The sequence below is a fragment of the Streptomyces sp. NPDC048291 genome (assembly GCF_043201715.1).
Lineage (GTDB): Bacteria > Actinomycetota > Actinomycetes > Streptomycetales > Streptomycetaceae > Streptomyces.
In genome coordinates this window covers 443,213-461,837 of the sequence record NZ_JBICZC010000011.1, presented here as the reverse complement: position 1 = coordinate 461,837, position 18,625 = coordinate 443,213, and the positions used below count along the sequence as shown (strand labels likewise).

General features: G+C 75.3%; 12 protein-coding genes. 10 read left to right on the top strand and 2 right to left on the bottom strand.

Annotated elements, in window-relative coordinates:
• The first annotated feature begins 210 nt into the window (after positions 1-210).
• The 3 genes from ACGF5O_RS30485 to ACGF5O_RS30475 all read left to right on the top strand — a co-directional run bounded on the left by ACGF5O_RS30485 (position 211) and on the right by ACGF5O_RS30475 (position 2,977).
• A complete protein-coding gene (locus ACGF5O_RS30485) occupies positions 211-687 on the top strand; it encodes an Lrp/AsnC family transcriptional regulator (protein WP_362578876.1) in 477 nt (158 codons plus the stop codon).
• A 15-nt stretch (positions 688-702) separates the two neighbouring features.
• Entirely contained in the window at positions 703-1,389 is a 687-nt protein-coding gene (locus tag ACGF5O_RS30480) for an HAD family hydrolase (RefSeq protein WP_393813078.1), read from the top strand.
• 112 nt (positions 1,390-1,501) lie between these two features.
• A complete protein-coding gene (locus tag ACGF5O_RS30475; protein WP_393813077.1) occupies positions 1,502-2,977 on the top strand; it encodes an MFS transporter in 1,476 nt (491 codons plus the stop codon).
• Positions 2,978-3,002: 25 nt separating this feature from the next.
• Here ACGF5O_RS30475 and ACGF5O_RS30470 read toward each other — a convergent pair whose 3' ends face one another.
• Together ACGF5O_RS30470 and ACGF5O_RS30465 are read right to left on the bottom strand one after the other, a co-directional pair.
• Positions 3,003-3,323 (bottom strand): methyltransferase, encoded by a 321-nt coding sequence (locus ACGF5O_RS30470; RefSeq protein WP_393813076.1) that lies wholly within the window; start codon positions 3,321-3,323, stop codon positions 3,003-3,005.
• A 268-nt stretch (positions 3,324-3,591) separates the two neighbouring features.
• Positions 3,592-4,374: a LysR family substrate-binding domain-containing protein gene (locus tag ACGF5O_RS30465; RefSeq protein ID WP_393813075.1), complete on the bottom strand. Its 783-nt coding sequence runs from the start codon at positions 4,372-4,374 to the stop codon at positions 3,592-3,594.
• A gap of 126 nt (positions 4,375-4,500) precedes the next feature.
• Here ACGF5O_RS30465 and ACGF5O_RS30460 point away from each other — a divergent pair, with 126 nt between their 5' ends.
• The 7 genes from ACGF5O_RS30460 (at position 4,501) to ACGF5O_RS30430 (ending at position 18,623) form a co-directional block, all read left to right on the top strand.
• Positions 4,501-4,893, top strand: a complete 393-nt coding sequence (locus tag ACGF5O_RS30460; RefSeq protein WP_393813074.1) for a DUF5997 family protein — start codon at positions 4,501-4,503, stop codon at positions 4,891-4,893.
• A 207-nt stretch (positions 4,894-5,100) separates the two neighbouring features.
• Positions 5,101-5,955: a DUF4132 domain-containing protein gene (locus ACGF5O_RS30455; protein ID WP_393813073.1), complete on the top strand. Its 855-nt coding sequence runs from the start codon at positions 5,101-5,103 to the stop codon at positions 5,953-5,955.
• Positions 5,952-10,904: a hypothetical protein gene (locus ACGF5O_RS30450; protein ID WP_393813072.1), complete on the top strand. Its 4,953-nt coding sequence runs from the start codon at positions 5,952-5,954 to the stop codon at positions 10,902-10,904. The genes ACGF5O_RS30455 and ACGF5O_RS30450 overlap by 4 nt, the downstream gene beginning before the upstream one ends.
• A gap of 46 nt (positions 10,905-10,950) precedes the next feature.
• The gene (locus ACGF5O_RS30445; protein WP_362578898.1) at positions 10,951-12,114 is read left to right on the top strand and encodes an AAA family ATPase; all 1,164 of its coding nucleotides are present in this window, start codon (positions 10,951-10,953) and stop codon (positions 12,112-12,114) included.
• Positions 12,115-12,118: 4 nt separating this feature from the next.
• A complete protein-coding gene (locus tag ACGF5O_RS30440) occupies positions 12,119-15,607 on the top strand; it encodes a DUF5682 family protein (RefSeq protein ID WP_393813071.1) in 3,489 nt (1,162 codons plus the stop codon).
• Positions 15,604-17,583: a hypothetical protein gene (locus tag ACGF5O_RS30435; protein WP_393813070.1), complete on the top strand. Its 1,980-nt coding sequence runs from the start codon at positions 15,604-15,606 to the stop codon at positions 17,581-17,583. The genes ACGF5O_RS30440 and ACGF5O_RS30435 overlap by 4 nt, the downstream gene beginning before the upstream one ends.
• Positions 17,584-17,747: 164 nt before the next feature.
• Entirely contained in the window at positions 17,748-18,623 is an 876-nt protein-coding gene (locus tag ACGF5O_RS30430; RefSeq protein ID WP_393813069.1) for a response regulator transcription factor, read from the top strand.
• The last annotated feature ends 2 nt before the right edge of the window (positions 18,624-18,625 follow it).

The following is an 18,625-nucleotide window of genomic DNA, read 5'->3' as shown; positions in this document are numbered from 1 at the left end:
TCCCCTCCAGCGGACGGCACAGAAATGGCGCCGCGGGGATCCGCAGCGCCATCGACACACCCATGAGAGCACCGGAGGGGCTACTGGCTCAAGCGGCGTCGATTTCAGTGTGCCAATGGTCTGGTAATGAAGGGCTCGGGATGATGGACGACATGCCAATGGCCCAGGTCGGCCGGGAACGCCGGTGAGCCATTGGTACAGTCGTCGGTCATGACCGTGGACGAGCTCGACACCCGCATCCTGCGGCTGCTGCTGGAGCAGCCGCGCACCAGCGTGCGCGAGTACGCCCGGGTCCTCGGGGTCGCCCGGGGCACGCTCCAGGCGCGGCTGGACCGGCTGGAGCGGGACGGTGTGATCACCGGCACCGGCCCCTCCCTCTCCCCCGGCGCGCTCGGCCACCCGGTGCTGGCCTTCGTGCACATCGAGGTCACCCAGGGGCATCTGGACGACGTCGGGGACGCGCTGGCCGCCGTGCCGGAGATCGTGGAGGCGTTCTCGATCACGGGCGGCGGGGATCTGCTGACCCGGGTGGTGGCGCGGGACAACGCGCATCTGGAGGACGTGATCCAGAAGCTGATCAGCCTGCCGGGCGTGGTGCGCACGCGTACCGAGGTGGCGCTGCGCGAACGGGTTCCGCACCGGCTGCTGCCGCTGGTGGAGTCCGTCGGCCGGGCCGCACGCGGGTAACGGCATCCTGGTCACATGAGCGATCTCGGCGGCCTTGCGGTCATCTTCGATCTCGACGGAACACTCGTGGACAGCGAGCCGAACTACTACGAGGCGACGCGGCAGTTGCTGGCCGGGCACGGCGTCACGGACTACACCTGGGCGGAGCACGAGCTCCTCGTCGGCATCAGCACGCTGGAGACGGTGGCCCTGCTGCGCGACCGCCATGGGCTGCGGCCCCCGGTGGCGGAGCTGCTCGCGGAGGCGAACCGGCGCTATCTGGAGCTGGCCCGGACCCGCACGCGCGCGTACCCGGAGATGCGGAAGTTCGTGGAGCTGCTGGCGGCCGAGGGCGTCCCGTCGGCGGTGGCCTCCGGTTCCTCGCCCGAGGCGATCGAGGCGATCCTGGCCGGCACGGGCCTCGGCGCGTATCTGCGCACCGCGGTCTCGGCCGACGAGGTGCCGCGCGGCAAACCGGCGCCGGACGTCTTCCTGGAGGCGGCCCGCCGCCTCGGCGCCGCACCGGCCGACTGCGTGGTGCTGGAGGACGCCGCTCCGGGCGTGGCGGCGGCGCACGCCGCCGGGATGCGCTGCATCGCGGTCCCCTATGTCGTCCACGCCGCCGGGCAGGCCGATCGGTTCGGCACGGCCGATCTTCTGCTGCGCGGCGGTCAGGCGGAGTTCACCGCGCGCGTGGCCTACGACTGGCTCGCCTCGCTCTGAACGGCGGACTTCCGGCGGCAGACGGCCGGGCCGCCACCCGGAAGGAGCAGTTCGGCCATCCGTTCGCTCCGCCGGTCGTGCGATGCCCCGGATGCCTGCTTAGCGTGGCCACATGACCACGACCTGCTCAAAGCCGCAGCAACCGGCCACCGACGACCGGCGGTGGAAGGCGCTCGGGGTCTGTCTCGCGGCCGGCTTCATCTCGCTGCTCGACACCTCGATCGTCAACGTGGCGCTGCCCTCGATGGAACGCGGCCTGGGTGCCACGGAGGCCGCCCAGGCCTGGGTGGTCTCCGGGTACGCGCTGACCTTCGGGCTGGCGCTCGTCCCCGCGGGACGGCTCGGCGACATGCGCGGGCGGCGCCAGGCCTTCCTGATCGGGCTCGCCGTGTTCACGGTGGCCTCGGCGGCCTGCGGACTCGCGTCGAGCCCCGACCGGCTGGTGGTGTTCCGGCTGATCCAGGGCGCGGCGGCGGGCATGGTCGCGCCGCAGACCTCTGGGCTGATCCAGCAGATGTTCCAGGGCTCCGAACGCGCCAAGGCCTTCGGGCTGCTCGGCAGCGTCATCGGGGTCTCGACGGCGGTCGGCCCGCTGGCCGGCGGTGTGATCATCGACGCCGTGGGCACCGACGACGGCTGGCGCTGGGTGTTCTTCGTCAACCTGCCCATCGGTGTCGCCGCGTTCGTCGCGGGCCTGCGGCTGCTGCCCCGCTACCCGGCCACGGCCGACCGGCGGGAGCGGTTCGACCCGCTCGGCGTGCTGCTGCTCGGCTGCGGCGTGCTCGCGCTGATGCTGCCGCTGGTGCAGGAGCAGCAGTGGACCGGACGGGAGAAGTGGGCACTGCTGCCGGTGGGCGCGGTGCTGCTCGGTCTGTTCTGGGTGTGGGAGCGGCGGCAGGGCCGGCTCGGACGGGCGCCCCTGCTGGATCTGAACCTGTTCTCGATGCGGTCCTTCACCCTCGGCGCACTGATCAGCTTCTCCTATTTCGCCGGCTTCACCACGGTCTTCTTCGTCCTCGCCCTGTTCCTGCAGAACGCGGCCGGATACAGCGCGCTGGCGGCCGGAGTCACGGTGCTGCCGTTCGCGGTCGCCTCGGCGGTCGGTGCCGCCCTGGGCGGCCGACTGGTGGTGCGCCACGGACGCAAGGTGGTCGTCATCGGGCTCAGCGGGGTGGCGCTGGGGCTGCTCGGCATCATCGCGGTGCTCCGGCTGGTGCCGATCGAGCACTTCGGGTGGGCCGCGGCGGTGCCGATGATCGTCGGCGGCCTCGGTTCCGGCATCACGGTCTCCCCCAACACCACGCTGACCCTGACCCGCGTCCCGGTGAAGCGCGCAGGTGCCGCCGGCGGAGTGCTGCAGACCGGCCAGCGCGTCGGCTCGGCGGCCGGCATCGCCGTGGTGGGCTCGGTGTACTTCGCCCACCTGGCGCACCGCGGCCCGGCCACCGAGGCGCTGGAGCTGGGCCTGCTCACCTCCGTCGGGTTCATCCTGGTGGCGCTGGGCCTGGCGGTGGCCGACCTGGGAGAGCGGGCGAAGGTACCGGAGGCGCCGGAAGTGTCCCAGGCCCCGGTGATCTCGGAGGCCTGACAACCGGAGACCCCGGGCGGAGGGCTCAGGTGGCGGGCTCAGGCTGAGGGCTCAGGCGGCCACCGCCTCCACCACCGAGAGCACGGTCGGCGTCGGCACGACCCTCGACAGCTTCAGGCCGGCGGACTCGAACCGGGTCGCGAACTCCGCCTCGGTGCGGTTCCCGGCCCACCAGGCACGCCATGAGCAGCAGGTCGAGCGCCTTGGCCTGATGGGGTCCGTTGCCCGGCGGGACCACCGCGTCGACGACCAGGATCCGCCCGCCCGGCGCCGGCGCGGCACGGCAGCGCTCCAGGAGGGTCACGCACTGCTCGTCCTCCCAGTCGTGGGTGATCCGCTTGAGCACGAGGACAGCGGCCCCCGGCGTCCTCCTGGAAGACGCCTCGCGTGGCGAGCAGGCGGAGCACCCGGTGGAGGTTGCGCGGGTCCGTGCGGGTGGCCGCGGCCAGTTCGGCCGGGGTGCGCGGGCCGTGGGCCAGGTGGTCGGCGACGCCTACGACCGCGGCGGCGCGCAGGGCCGCCGGGAACAGGTAGCCGAGCGATTCGTCGACGAGGAACACGGACGACGCACCGGGGTCGGCGAACTCGTAGGGTGCGGCCGGTCCGGCCGCACCCTACGAGCGACGGCGGGGTTTGCCGCGTTTCGCGGGCTTGGCGGACTTCGCGCCGGCGGCACGCGCGCGTGCGGTGCGGGCACCCGGCGTCGCCTTGGCCCCGGCGGCCGGCTTCTGCGCCCGTCCGGCCTTCTCCTGCGCGGCCTGGCCCGGCTTCGAGGTCGCCGGGGCCTGTCGGCCGCGGGTGCTGTTGACCGTGCGGCCACGGACGATGCCGATGAAGTCGTCGACCAGATCCGTGGTGGCCTCCTCGGGCCAGGACAGGGCGACGATCGACTCCGGGCCGTCGGTGAGCGGCCGGTACGTGAGGTCCCGGCGGTGGTACAGGCGGGCCAGGGACTGCGGGACGACCAGGAGACCGACCCCGGCGGCGACCAGTTCGACGGCGTCCTCGGTGGTCGCGGGGCGCTCGAACGCGGGCTCGCCGGGCGGGGCGTCCCAGTCGAAGACGTCGTCGAGGGGGTGGAAGAGGACCTCGTCGGCGAGGTCGGCGACGGTGACCTCCTCGGCCGCCGTGATCACGTGGTCCTTGGGGACGACGACCACGGTGGTCTCGCTGTACAGGGGGATCGCGCTGAAGAACGTGCGGTCCACCGGAAGCCGGAGCAGACCTGCGTCCGCGTCACCCGCCCGCAGCAGGCCGGACGCCTCGTCGGCGGGGACCTGGAGGAGGGCGAGGGGGATGCCGGGCCGGCGCTCGTTCCAGATCCGAACCCATTTGGCCGGCGTCACGCCGGGGACGTACGCGAGCCGGAACGACGGTGTTTCCTCCGAGCCTGTCACCAGCCCAGGTTAACGGGCCGCGGACGGCAGCCCGGCATCGGCCACGGACAGCGGCCCGGCATCGGCCACGGCCGGCGCCATCGGTCGTGGTCAGGGCTTCCGCGCCCGGCCGATACCCTTGACCTCATGAGTTCGCACCAGACCGCCCAGACGATGAAGCCCGCGACCGCGGCGAAGAAGCTGGGCGTGTACCTGCCCGCCACGCCCGCCGCCTTCCAGGAGGGCGTCGTCTCGCGCGCCGAGCTGACCGAGCTCCAGAGCAACCCGCCCGAGTGGCTGCGCGAGCTGCAGGCCAACGGGCCGCACCCGCGTCCGGTGGTCGCGGCCAAGCTGGGCGTGTCCATCGCCGGACTGGCCCGCGGCGGGGTGACGGAGCCGCTCACCACCGAGCAGATCGAGGAGCTCAAGCGCGCACTGCCCGAGTGGCTGGAGAAGGAGCGCACCACGCAGGCCGAGGTCCGCAAGGAGACCGTGCGGCTGAAGAACCTGAAGCGGGAGACGGAGTCGGGTCAGAACTGACCCCCTCCCCCGTACCTTCCCACGGCCCCGGCCCCGGCGACTCCGCCCGCGGACCGGGGCCGTCGCCGTACCCGCCCGAGCCTCCTGCCCGCGTTCCCGCCCTCGCCGGGCCGCGTTTTCCCCAGCCGGCGCAGGCCGCGGCGGGCGTTGTCAGTGGTCTCCCCTACAGTCGCCACCAGTTGATCACTGCGGTGCGGGGAGGCACGCATGGGGTGGGTGACGGCCGGGGACTACGAAGTGGCCCTGGACGACGGGAAGGTGGTCTGCCGCAACGCGGCGGGGCGGCGGCTGAAGTCCGTGCCCGCGAAGCTTGCGGAGGATCCGGCCGTGCTGGGGCTGCGGCAGCTCGCCGAGTGGCTGGAGCGGCACGAACGGCAGTGCCTGGCCGACGTGGAGCGGTGGATGACCCGGTCCCTGCCGGTCCCGCTCGCCGTCCTCGCCCAGGTCTGGCCGGACCCCGCCTGGCAGGCGGCGCTGCGCGACCTGGTGGTCACCGGCGCCGACGGCGAGGTCGCCGGGTTCCTGCGGGACGCCGACGCCGAACGCGGGCTCGGCCTGGTCGACCTCGACGGCGACACCGTGCGCATCGCCCCCGAACTGGTCCGGCTGCCCCACCCTGTGCTCCTCGAAGACCTGGCGGAGCTGCGGGAGTTCGCCGTGGAACTCGGCGTCGGGCAGAAGGCCCAGCAGCTCTTCCGCGAGGTCTGGCACCGCCCGGCCGCGCTGGACGCGGAGGGCACCCAGGTCGAGGAGTACGCGGGCGGGGTCTTCAAGGAGCTGCGGTTCCTGCACGGCAGGGCCACGCAGTTGGGGTACCGCGTGCGCGGCGGCCATGCGGTGTGCTCGGTGCTGGAGGAGGGCCGCGGGGTCGAGGCCCGGGTCTGGATCGGCGACTACGACAGCTACTTCGAGACCGAGACCGGCCCGCTGGCGTGGACCGATCCGGCGGGCCGCACGCTGAGGCTGGGTCAGGTCGGGCCGGTCGCCTGGTCGGAGGGGATGCGGATGGCGGCGGCGCTGTACGCCGGGCGGGACATCGAGGACGAGGAGCGGGCGGCATGAGCGAGTACGACGACACCACCACGACCGCGCTGCTCGACGCCGGCGCGATCCTGCCCCCGGGCACGACCGCGCGGGAGGACGCCGACGTCCTGACCGCACGCACCTACACGCACCCCGCCCTGGACGGGAGGACGGTGGTCCGGCTGGTCCCGGGCACCCTCGGCGAGGCCGAGGACCTGGCGCTGGAGTTCCTCGGCCTGGGCCGGGAGCCGGCTGCGCCCGAGGTCGGTCAGGTGCGCCGGGAGACCCTGGGCTTCCCGGCCTGGGCGCTGGTGCACGACCCGGCCAACGGCCATCACGCCCTCGCCCTGGTCAAGGACGTCGAGCGGCTCGCCCGGCAGGCCAAGTCCAAGCCGGGCAACGCGAAGGAGGGCTTCGAGGCGCTCGGCGAGCGGCTCGGCCGCGCGGTCCCGCACTTCCTGCCGACCTTCTACGAGCAGGCCGCCCGCGTCTTCCTCCAGCACGAGAACACGACCTACGCGGCCGCCTTCTTCGGCAAGGCCCGCGAGGCCGAGCGGGTGCACGCCCTCGCCGTGGACGAAGAGCGGCAGCGGGCGGTGTTCCTGGAGTTCGCCTTCGCCGGGGCGCTCACCGTCAAGGCGCTGAAGGAGTACGTGAAGGATCTCGCGAGGCGGCTCGAACCGGCCACCGCCTGGGCGCAGTTCCGGCAGCTGACGGTGGAGCGCTGCGCGGCCGGCATGCCGCCGTACGCCTCGCTGCCCCAGGACGCGCGGGGGCTGATCAGGGCGGCGGGTCTGGACCGGGTCACCGAGGAGTGCGCGCTCGTCGCCGACCTGCTCGCGTCCCCGGCCGCCGTCCGCGCGCCGGCCTCCTTCTGGAACGCCTACCGGAGCGTGCTGCCGGTCCTCGCCGAGCGGCGGCCCGAAATCCGGATCCGGCTGCTGGAGATCATGCCGGCCGGCCTCGGCCGGGACGTGGCGGACGACGAGTTCTGGCTGGCGCTGCTGGCGGAGTGCGGGGCTGACCTGCTGCTCACCGGGGACGGCGGCGGGGAGGTCGACGCGGCGGACTGGCTCGGCCGGTGGGCCCAGCACCGCAAGCACGGCGCGGCGTACTCGCACCGCTCCCCCGCGACGCTGGCGCTGGCCGAGCGGATGGCGCCCCGGCTGCGCGCGGGCGGGCGGCCCGTCGACCTGTTCACCGGGCGCTGGCAGGCGGGGGCGGACCTCGACCTGCTGGACCTGTGCGTGGCGGAGGGCATCGCGCTGGCCGTACCCGGCGCGGACACCCAGGTGCACCTGCCGCTGGCCGTCTGGCTGCGCGACGAGCGGCCCGGACAGCGGGACCTGAAGGCCGTCGCCGCCGAATCCCGGTACCGCGCGCTGCTGTTCGAGGCCGTCGAGGGCCTCGGCCGGGGGCAGGGGCCCGCGGAGCTGCCCAAGGTGGCGGCGCATCCGGTGCTCGGCGACGTGCTGCGCGAGTGGTTGCAGGAGGCCACCGCGGAGTTCGCCGCCGCCACCGGACTGCCCGGCGTCGACGCGAAGCTGGAGCGGCTGCGGCCCTTCCGGGCGGTCGTGCGGGAGAGCCCGCAGGCGGTGGGGCGGCTCACCGGGTACGACATCGTCCCGGTACTCGGCCGTACGCTCCGCGCCGGGATCCTGGACGAGCTCGGCTGGCCCGCGCTGGAGGAGGCGCTGGAGCTGCTCGACGCCGAGGTGCGCCAGGACCGGGACGACACGCTGTCGGTGACCGAGGCGTGGCCCGCGCTGATCCTGGTACGGGGTCACAAGGCGCTCGTCGTCGGCCCCGAGGGGATCCTGCTCACCCACGACCTGCGACTGCCCGCGCACCTGGACCGCTGGCAGCGGCCCCGGTTCCGGTACGTCGACGGCGAGTTGCTGGTTGTGTGGCGGGACGGCGCGAAGCAGCACGGCTACTGGTCGAACCGCCCGTCCGAGGTGGTCCCGCTCGGCGGTGAGCAGATCCCGAGCTGGTGGTCCGGCATGGACGCGGCCAACGCCTCGATCCCGCTGCCCGGCGGCGGCCGGGCCACCGGTGGCCGCACCCTGCACGCGGGGGACACGGTCCTGCCGCCGAGTCGCCCGGTCATCGGCGACGGCACCACGTACTGGCGTCAGGGCAGGCAGGGCAGGCAGTCGCTGTGGCTGGAGTACGACCCGGCGACCGGCGAGCACGGACGGGCCTCGCTGCCCGCGCTGCTGGCGTCGGCCGTCCGCGAGGACGCCTCGCTGCTGCACGACTCCTGCGAGGTGCTGCCGCTGCAACCCGGCCTTGAGCACAGCCCGTTCGGCACCGACGGGACGGTCCTCGGCCGGTGGGTGCGCACGGAGGGCGAGGGCACCGAAGCGCGGACCACCGCGGGTACGCCGGACGGGCGGACGGCGACCCTGCGGGCGGCCCGCAACGGCCGGGTGCCGGGGGTACCGCTGGGCACCCTGCGGCTGCCGGGCGGGGCCGAGCCGATCGCCGCGCAGATGTACCAGAGCGTCGCCCTGCACGCGGACGACGGCACCGAGCTCGGGCGGGTGTCCTTCGGCGGGTCCGGCGGGGCGTACGCGGCCGGTACCCGGCTGGTGCCGCCGGTCGCGTTCTGGCACGCGCTGCGCCCCCGTGACGAGCGTGGGTCGGCCGTCCTGCGGGCCCTGGCCGACGACTCGGCCGGTGCGCTGATGCGGGCGACGGCGACCGCGCTGGACGAGCGTCAGCAGGCGCTGGCCCGGGCCGGCAAGGACGACCGGGCGAGGGCCGCGGTGCCGACCACGGACGAGGTCGCCGTGGCCGCACTGGCACGGGCGCTGCCCGCACTGACCGACCGGCGGCTGCTGGCCGGTGTCGCCTCCCTCGTCCTCGCGGCGCTGCGGGTCGCCGAGGCGGCCGCGTCCCTGGCGAGGCCCGCTCAGGAACGGCCCCGGCTGCCCCGGCAGCGGACCGAGGGCATGTTCGCCGACTACTCCCCGCCCCACGGCGACGACCGGGCGCTGCACGACGCCACGGCCGGGGTCGTGAACCTGCAGAACGCGTGGCACGGCGGCTGGTCCGCGCTGCGCCAGATCCGCGCGGTCAACCACGTGCTGTCCGGCCGGCCCGCCGACGGCAGGCCGCTGCCGGAGTCCGAGCGGCTCACCGCCGTAGGCGACGACTGGCGGAGCGACGAGCACACCGTGCCCACCATCGGCGCGGACTGGACGCCCGCCCTGGGCGCCCTCCGGCCGCTCGCCTACCGCGCCGCCGCACCGGCCCTGACCGATGTCCAGCGCGAGCCGCTGCTCCTGCTGTTCGAGGCGCTGACCGAGGGACCGCTCCCCGGGCTCGGTTCCGCACTGCGCGTGGTCGTGCTGGGCGAGCCGCACGACAAGCAGCAGCGGGTGGGGCAGGTGCTGCGCCGGGACGGCCGCACGGTGGTGGTGCTCGGCTGCCAGAGCGTCGACATGCGCCTGGACACGGTCGAGTGGCTGGCGCTGGACCACGACCCGACCGGGGCGTTCGGTGCCGTCGGGCACTTCACGCTGGTCCAGGAGACCCGGCACACCGCCGGGATCCCGGCGGACCGGCTGGCCGAACTGACCCGGCTGGTCCGGGAGAAGGGCGCCGCGCCCTGGCATCCCGAGGCCCCCGAGGCGCTGGCGACCGCGACGAACGGCGCACTCGGCCCCCTCCAGGCCGCCGTGCTGCTGGCCGGCCACCCGCACGCCCCCGGTGCCGGGGAACTCGCCGTCGTCGGCCTCAAGCCCGGTCAGCGGAACCTCGGCGCGCAGCTGCTGAACTCGCTGGGCCAGGACGAGCAGGGGGCGCTCCTCGGCACGCTGCTGCCGGACGACCCGGCCGAGCTGTGGACGACCGGCCCCGACACGACGGCCGCGGGCCGGCTGTGGGCCGAGCGCCTCGGCACCCTGGTGCGTCTGCCGGAGGACCTCAGCGCGGATCTCGCCGGGGTCGGCGCCGGTCACGCCGAGGCCGTGCTCAACCCCGCGCGCACCCCCTGGCTCGCCCGCACCACGGTGTTCCGGCCCGACGAGGACGGTGACCTCGCGCCCGCCGACCCGTCGGCGGTGCCCGGTTCGTACACGCTGGCCGGTGCCGTGGAGAGCCTGGCCGCGCTGGCCTACGTGCTGCCGTACGGGCATGCGCTGCGGGCCGGGCTGGCGGACGGGCTCGGCGCGCTGCGCCGGCGGCTGGCCGATCCCGAGCTGCTGCTCGACCTGGACCTGGAGTGGACGGAGAAGGGCGGCCCGACCTCCGTGCAGCTGCGCAAGGTCTTCGGTCTGCCCGAGACCGGCGGCGGCGACGCGCACGGGCTGACGAGGGCCGGTGACACGCTGGTGCTGCGTCCCTGGTACTCGGACACGGAGCATGTGCTGCTCCGGCCGGGAGCGCTCGGCGGAGCCGACGACCCCGTCTTCGGGCTCCTGGAGGGCCTGCTCGGCGAGGGGCGGACGTCCCGGCTCCGGTCCGTCCGGACGATCCTCGGCGAGGACCTCGCCCGTGCCCTCGCGGCCGAGGGCCCGGCCGGATACGCCCAGGACCCCACGGTCTCCGTGCCCGAGCTGGTCGCGGAGGTGGCCGAGGCGCGCGGTCTCGGCGCGGACGCCGCGGCGCTCTACCTGCAGTTGCTGGCGCTGCCCGATCCCACCGACCGCAACTGCGCGCGCTGGACCGGCTGGAAGCCCGCCCGGATCAAGAAGGCGCGCGCCGAACTGGCGGCGACCGGACTCGTCGTCGAGGCGAAGCGCCCGCGGGCCGGCCGCACCCTCTTCCTACCCGGTGGCTGGCGCGAGTTCAGGAATCCGGCCCTGCCGCTGGAGACCTGGAAGGAAGCCCTCTACCCCGTCTCCGACGGCCACCGGACCCTCCCCCTGGTCCCGGTGCCGGAGCTGTTCGCCCGCGCCTGGGAGCGCGTACGCACCGGGGACGCCCCCGCCTACGAGCAGCTGACCACGCGGGCCACCCGCGGAGGCCGCCGCCGATGACCACGATCCGCACCACCACCCGAACCGCCGCGAAGGGCGACCTCCGATGACCGTCAGCACCGCGCCCCCGCGCCAGATCGTCCCGCCCGAGGACCGGTACGCCACCGAACTCGCCTTCCTCGCCGCGTACGACGCCGGTCCGCGCCCGCCCGCCTGGCGGCTCACGCCCCGGTCCGTCGTCACCTTCGTGATGGGCAGCGGCGGCCGGGCGCTGCGGCTGCCCGACGACGCCGAGGCACCGGACGGGGTGCCGCGCCGACTTGTCGTGGCGGACAAGTTCGTCGGCGACCGGGCCCTCGTCGAGCGCTGCGTGGTGACCCTCGCCGGTGAACGGGGGCTGCTGCTGGTCGGCGAGCCCGGCACCGCCAAGTCGATGCTGTCGGAACTGCTGTCGGCCGCGGTGTGCGGCACCAGCGGCCTGGTCGTGCAGGGCACCGCGGGCACGACGGAGGACCAGCTCAAGTACGGCTGGAACTACGCCCTGTTGCTCGCCCAGGGCCCGACCCGCCAGGCACTCGTGCCCTCGCCGGTCCTGACCGCGATGTCCCGGGGTGCCGTCGCTCGCGTGGAGGAGGTCACCCGCTGCCTCCCCGAGGTCCAGGACTCCCTGGTCTCGCTGCTGTCCGAGCGGCGCATCGCGGTGCCCGAACTGGCGGGCACGGATGACGCGTTGGCGCACGCGGCACCCGGCTTCACCCTGATCGCCACGGCCAACCTGCGGGACAGGGGCGTCTCCGAGATGTCCGCCGCGCTCAAGCGGCGCTTCAACTTCGAGACGGTGGGCCCGATCGCGGACCTCGACGCCGAGACCGCGCTGGTACGCGGCCAGGCCCGGGCATCGGTGGAGCGGGCCGGGGCGCCGTTCCAGGTCGACGACGCGGTCCTGGAGGCCCTGGTCACCGCCTTCCGCGACCTGCGCGAGGGACGGTCGGCGGAGGGCTGGGAGGTGGAGCGCCCGTCCACGGTGATGAGCACGGCGGAAGCGGTGTCGGTGGCGGGTGCGCTGGCCCTGGCGGCGGCCTACTTCCCCGGGGACCGCGACGTCCTCGGCCTGCTCCCGGGCCATCTGCTCGGTGTCGTGCGCAAGGACGATCCCGCCGACGCGGCCCGGCTGCGCGGTTACTGGGACGGTCCGGTACGGCGGCGCGCGGAGCAGGGCTCGGCGACCTGGCGCACGCTGTGGGACCTGCGTACGGTCCTGGAGGCGTGACGTCGTGTCCGACTCCCCCGAGGCGGCCCTCGCCGCTCTCACCGACCCGGCGGGGCCTTACCTGATCGGCGTACGGCACCACGCGCCCTCGCTGGCCGCCGCCGTCCCGGCGCTGCTGGACACGGCGGACCCGGACGTACTCCTCGTCGAGCTGCCCGCCGAGTTGCAGGAGTGGCTGCCGTGGCTGGCCCACGAGGAGACCCGGGCCCCGGTCGCCCTCGCCGCGGCACCGGCCGACGGCAGCGGCGGCCCGGCGTTCTATCCGTTCGCCGACTTCTCCCCGGAACTGGCGGCGGTGCGGTGGGCCGGGCGGCGCGGAGTGCCGGTGGTCGCCTGCGATCTGCCGCTCGCGGACCGGGGGTGGCGGGGAGGAGAGCGTGCCGCGCAGGGGCCGGGCCGGCTGTCGGACGCCCTGCGTTCCCGGCTCACCGGACGGCCGGGCGACGACCTCTGGGACCGGCTGGTCGAGGCCACCGCGCCCGGCTCGACACCGGAGGCGCTGCGCCGGGCGGCGCTGCTGACGGGGTGGGCGCTGCGGGAGGAGTCGGCCGTGTCGGAGGTGGACCTGCTGCGGGAGGAGTGGATGCGCTCCCGGCTGGCCGAGGCCACGACGAACGGCGAGCGAGCCGCCATGGTGGTGGGTGCCTTTCATACGCCGGCTCTGACAGCCGACCCAAGGGGCGCGGGGCTGCATCCGATGTGCGGCTACCGCCGCGCGGGCGCGACAAGCCCCCACCGGCCCGCACCCGAATGGACAACCTCCCTCATCCCCTACACCTACGCCCTGCTGGACGAGCGTTCCGGCTACCCGGCCGGAATCCGCGACCCCGAATGGCAGCACATGGTCCTGACGGCAGCGGGCGACCCCCTTGCCCTGGAACAGGCGCTGACCAGCGCGGCCGTCCGCGTCTGTGCCGAACTCCGCGGTCTCGGCCACCCGTCGGGCCCCGCCGACGCCCGCGAGATCACCCGCCTCGCCGGAGACCTCGCCCGCCTCCGCAACCTCCCCGCCGCGGGCCGCGGCGAGTTGGTCGAGGCCGTCCAGACCGTACTGGCACAGGGCGAGCCGTACGGCAGGGGCCGAGCCGTCGCCAGGGCGATGGAGAACGTCCTGGTCGGCACCCGCGTCGGACGTCCCGCGCCGAAGGCGCCCCGCAGCGGTCTCGCCCCCGCCGTGGAGGCCGAGCTCGGCGAACTCGGTCTGCCCGGTCCGGCCGACGGCGGCCCCGGCGCCGCCCGGGACCTGCGGCTCGACCCCCTCCGCTCGGATCTCGACCGGCGCCGCGAACTGCTGCTGCGCCGCCTGACGTTGTGCTCCGTGCCGTACGCCGAGGCCAGGCCGGTGACCGGGACCGGCGGGGCCGACGCGCTCACCTCGCGCTGGGAGGTGCGCTGGACGCCGGCGACCGCCGCGATGCTGACGGCGGCCAGGGTCCGCGGGGTCACCCTCGCCCAGGCGGCCGAGGGCCTGCTGCGCGAGCGGAGCCGCAAGGAGCGGGACGCGGGCGGTCCGACGGCGGCGCAGGTGCTCGACGGCCTGGCGCAGGCGGCGCACTGCGGCCTGCCCGGCCTGGTCGAGGAGCGGCTCGGCGACACCGCCGAGGTGCTGCCGGACGCCGGCACCCTGCCCGAACTCCTTGCCGGGCTGGCCCTGTTGGACCGGCTGGGCACCGGCCACATCTCCGGGCTGGGCACGGATGACGACCGTACGGCCAGGTCCGTCGCCGTGTCCGGGCTGCTGACGGCAGCCGCGGTGCGCCAGGTGGACGGCCTGACCGGTTCCGAGGACCCGGCCGACGCCCACGCCCTGCTCGAACTCGCGCACCGCGCCGACCTGTCGGGCGGTATCCGGCTCGCTGACGCCCTGGCCCGGCTGGCCGCCGACGGCTCCCCGTTGATGCAGGGCGCCGCCGGAGCCGTTCGCGTCCTGCTCGGCCAGGAGGATCCGGGGGCGCTCGGCGACCGGGTCGCCTCCTGGGTGGACGGGGCGGTCGACGCCGAGTCGCGGTCGGCGCTCACCGCGCGGCTGACGGGGCTGCTGACGGCCGCCGGGCGGCTGCTTGAGGCGGCGGCACCGGCGCTGGAGCCCTTGGCCGAGCGGGTGTCGGACCTGTCCGACCGGGATTTCCTCGATCGGCTGCCGGCCCTGCGCGGTGGTTTCGACACGCTGAGCCCGGCCGACCGCGAGCGTCTGCTGTCCGGGGTAGAGGAGCGGCTCGGCGTCGACCGGGTCGCCGACACCGGAGCAGTGGACCCGGCCGCGCTGGCCACCTGGACCCGGGCGGACCTCGCCGCTCGCGAAACCCTGCGCGCGCTCGGCCTGCTGCCGCCGCCGCGGACACACCAGGAGTCCGTGCCGGCCCGGGCCGGCACGGCGGCGCTGCCGGAGCGCCGACTGGCCCCCGCCGACCGCTGGCGGCTGCTGCTCGGCCGCCGTGCCGATCAACTCCCCGGGTCGGCACGGGCCTTGGCGACCGCGCTGGACGAGCTGTACGGCTGCGGGCGCGGCGAGGGCAGCCGGGGTGACCTCGACGGGACGGGCGGCGGGCGCGAGGCGCCGTATCCCGGGGTACGGGAGTGGTCGCAGGAGCTGGCGGCGCTGTTCGGGCCTGGCATCCGCGAGGAGGTGCTGGCGGCGGCCGCCGCGACGGGACGGCAGGACGTGCTGGCCGAGCTGGAACCGGACAGCGTGCGGCCCTCCGTGGACCTGCTGCGGTCGGTGCTCAGGCACGCGGGCGGGCTGCCCGAGGCCCGGCTGGCCGCTCTCCGCCCGCTGGTACGGCGGCTGGTGGACGCGCTGACCCGGGAGCTGGCGACCCGGCTGCGCCCCGCGCTGCACGGCACCGCCCTGCCCCGGCCGAGCCGGCGCCCGGGCGGCGGCCTGGACCTGCCGCGCACCCTGCGGGCCAACCTGGCCACCGCCCGCAGGGCGGCCGACGGCACGGTCCGGGTGATCCCGGAGCGCCCGGTCTTCCGGACCCGGGCCCGACGCGCCGCCGACTGGCGGCTGATCCTGGTGACGGACGTGTCCGGGTCCATGGAGGCGTCGACGATCTGGGCGGCGCTGACCGCCTCGGTGCTCGCCGGGGTACCGACCCTGTCCACGCACTTCCTCGCGTTCTCCACCGAGGTCGTCGACCTCACCGGGCATGTCGACGACCCGCTGTCGCTGCTGCTCGAGGTGAGTGTCGGCGGCGGCACCCATATCGCGGCCGGGCTGCGGCACGCGCGCGAGCTGGTGACCGTGCCGTCCCGCACGCTGGTGGTCGTGGTGAGCGACTTCGAGGAGGGCTACCCGGTGGGCGGGCTGCTCGCCGAGGTCAGGGCGCTGGTCGGGGCGGGCTGCCAGGTCCTGGGCTGTGCGAGTCTCGACGACTCGGGGCGGCCCCGCTACTCCACCGGCATCGCGGGGCAGCTGGTCGCCGCCGGAATGCCGGTCGCCGCCCTCAGCCCGCTCGAACTCGCCCGCTGGGTAGGGGAGAAGATCGCATGAACACGGAACGGGACCTGCCCGCCGTCGCCCCCGCCGTGACCGCCGAGCTGGTCGCGGCCCTCTCGCCCCGGTTGCGCAAGCGGCTGGACGCGGGCATCGCCAAACTCGCGGACCGGCCGGTCACGCGCGACGGCGACACCGTGCGCGTCACCGTCGACGACGAGGGCTCCGCGCTCGAACTGCACGCGCCCGGAGGCGTCGTGGCCGACGCCGCGGCCATCCGCTGCGGCTGTCTGCTGGCCCCGGACTGCCTGCACCGCGCGGCGGCGGCTTCGGCGGCGCCGGTGGCCGACATGACGGAGGCCGGAGAACTCACGGCGGGAACGGGGGCCGCGGAGAAGACGGGGGTCACGGAGAACGCAGGGACCGCGGAGGGCATCGCGGGCGCCGAGCAGACCGCACGCGGGAACAGCACCGTAAGCGCCGAGAACACCGCAGGTGCGGAGAACACCGCAGGTGCGGGGACCACCGCAGGTGCGGGGACCACCGCAGGTGCGGGGACCACCGAGCCCACCGAAGCCGCGGCAGCCGCCGCAGCCGCCGCCTTGCAGCGGACGCCCGTCTCGGTCAACCGTGATGCAGCCGCCCCCGACGAGTCGGCGACGCCCCCGCAACTCGCCGCCGCCCACGCCGTTTTCGACGCCGTGGCCGCCGTGCTCGACGCCGGTACGGACGGTTCAGGGGCGGTGCTCCAGGCGGAGTTGCTGCGGGCCGCGCACTCCGCGCGCCTCGCGGGTCTGCCCCGGGCAGCCACGGCGGCGGTCTCCGTGGTCACCGCGTTGCGCGCGGCCCGCGCGGCCGATCCCGCGTTCCGGCTCGCGGAGCTCGTCGGGGCCGTGTCGGAGGCTCTGTCCGTGGCCCACCGCGTGCCTCAGGCCACGGGTGCCGAGCTGGCCGGGCTGCGCGGCACGGCACGGCAGCCGTACACGCCGGACGGTTCGCTGCGGCTGTACGGACTGTTCTCGGAGCCGGTGCTCACCGCGAGCGGCCATGCGGGGGCCGTCACCTGGACCGCCGATGCCGCGGGGCGGCTGTACACGGTCCCGGACGTGGCGCCGGGCGGCGCGGGCCGGGCGGTGGGCGCCGCCGACCGGGCCGTACGGATCGGGGACACGGCCCTCACGCACCGCGAGTTGGCCCGGGCCGGGCTCGCGGTGTCGGGGGCGACGGTGTCGCCGACCGGCCGGCTGGGGGCGGGTGCCGCGGTTCGGGCGGTGCGCGCGTCGGGGGTGGAGTGGCGGGCCGATCCGCTGGACGGGTTGTGGGCGGTGCCCGTGGCCGAGCAGGTCGGGCGGGCCCTGGGCGGCGGCCACGGTCTGCTCTTCCTGGAGGTGACGCTGGCCGGCGCGGTGCGCGAGGCGGCGGGCGACTGCCTGCTGGCCGACTGCGGCGGTGTGCCGTTGCGGCTGACGGCGGCGCACGACCATCCGGCGCTTCCGCACCGCGACAACCTGCGGCTGCTGGCCGCCGCGCCGGGCAGCCGGCTGCGGGTGATCGCACGCCTCACCGCGGCTCCGCACGCCCGTGCCCAACTCCTGGCGACCGAACACCCCAGCAGCGCCGGGAGCCGTGTCGACCTGGGGCTGGACCGTCTCCAGCGCGCGGACCTGCCGGCTCCGGCGTCGGCGTCTGCCTCGCTGTCTCCTTCCGCGGCGGGCGAGGCGGTGCGCACGTCCGACGAGGCGCCCCTGCACCTGCTGCGCCGCCGGATCGAGCAGGCGGTTTCGGGCGGGCGGCGCGTGCTGGCCTTCCCGGGTGACTCCGCGGCCGACGCCCGCCGTCTGCACCGGCACGGTCTGGGGACGGCCGGCGATATCCTCGACGAGTTGCTCGCCGCGGCTGCGGAACGCTCGCGCGACGTCTTCGGCCGTCTCCTTCCGGCGGACACCGGCCGCTTCGCCCGGGCCTGGCTGGCCGCGGGGCGCTACACGGACGAGGTCGACCGGGTGCTGTGTGCGGCCGCCTGGGGTGGCTGACCGGGTCCGGCGACGACCGGGAGCGGGCCGCCGCTCCCCCGTGCCGGCGGCCCGCGTGACCGGAGTCGTCCCATCCGGTGCCGGTACCCGGTTGAAGCATGCGGCACCTGGCCACCGCCTGGGTATGCGTATAACTGCGTAGGGGCACAAGCGGAGAGGAACACGTGGTAAACGGGCTGGACAGGGCCTACGAACGCCTCACCGAACTGGCCGTCGCCGCGCTCAACGAGCGCGAGCCCGAACGGCTCTGGCCGCTGCTGGCCGACGCCGTGACGGGCCTGTGCGGCGGGGAGACGCTGATCTACAAACTGGACGACTGGAGCGAGGGCAAGGGCACGCTCGGCCTGTCCCCCGCCGCCGCCGACGCCTTGGACCGGATCGGCGGCGAGGCGCTGGGGGTGCTGCGGTCCGGCTACCCGTTCGCCCACCACTACGAGGCCGGCCTCGGCCGTACTCCGGTGACGGCCCGTCGGCTGGCGGGGCGGGCCTGGCCGGTGAGCGAGACCGCGCGGGTGCTCGGCGACAGCCTGGACCTGGACGAGGTGCTGGCGCTGCCGCTGCCCGGCTCGGTCGCACCGATCACGGGCTGCCTGGTCTACCGCTCCGGTGCGGACTTCACCGACGACCACGTGCGGATCGCCGAGCGCGCGCAGCCGCTGCTGGCCGCCGTCGAGCGGCAGCGCCGGTTGCTGGAGCAGTGGCGCCGGTCGTCCGCGGCGCCCGGCGAGGCGGAGGAGAGCGCGGCGGACTGTGCGCTGACGCCCCGGGAGATCACCGTTCTCCTCCTGCTCACCGACGCCCTGACCGCCGACGCGATCGGCCGTCGGCTGGGCATCTCGGCGCGCACGGTGCACAAGCACGTCGAGAACATCTACCGCAAGCTCGGCACCCGCGACCGCCTCGGCACGGTGCTGCACGCCCAGCGCCTGGGGCTGGTACCGACACCCGATCCAGCCCGAACCGGCCCGCGCCACCCGTCAGCCGTCGGCGGCCGCCCGGGAAACCCGATGGACAGCACCGTCGCCCGCCCGGCACAGTGACC

Excerpts from the sequence above, each read along its gene's own strand:
- ACGF5O_RS30485 (WP_362578876.1), top strand. The coding sequence starts at position 211 with ATGACCGTGGACGAGCTCGACACCCGCATCCTGCGGCTGCTGCTGGAG.
- ACGF5O_RS30445 (WP_362578898.1), top strand. The coding sequence starts at position 10,951 with ATGACCGTCAGCACCGCGCCCCCGCGCCAGATCGTCCCGCCCGAGGAC.
- ACGF5O_RS30480 (WP_393813078.1), top strand. The coding sequence starts at position 703 with ATGAGCGATCTCGGCGGCCTTGCGGTCATCTTCGATCTCGACGGAACA.
- ACGF5O_RS30460 (WP_393813074.1), top strand. The coding sequence starts at position 4,501 with ATGAGTTCGCACCAGACCGCCCAGACGATGAAGCCCGCGACCGCGGCG.
- ACGF5O_RS30450 (WP_393813072.1), top strand. The coding sequence starts at position 5,952 with ATGAGCGAGTACGACGACACCACCACGACCGCGCTGCTCGACGCCGGC.
- ACGF5O_RS30475 (WP_393813077.1), top strand. The coding sequence starts at position 1,502 with ATGACCACGACCTGCTCAAAGCCGCAGCAACCGGCCACCGACGACCGG.
- ACGF5O_RS30435 (WP_393813070.1), top strand. The coding sequence starts at position 15,604 with ATGAACACGGAACGGGACCTGCCCGCCGTCGCCCCCGCCGTGACCGCC.
- ACGF5O_RS30455 (WP_393813073.1), top strand. The coding sequence starts at position 5,101 with ATGGGGTGGGTGACGGCCGGGGACTACGAAGTGGCCCTGGACGACGGG.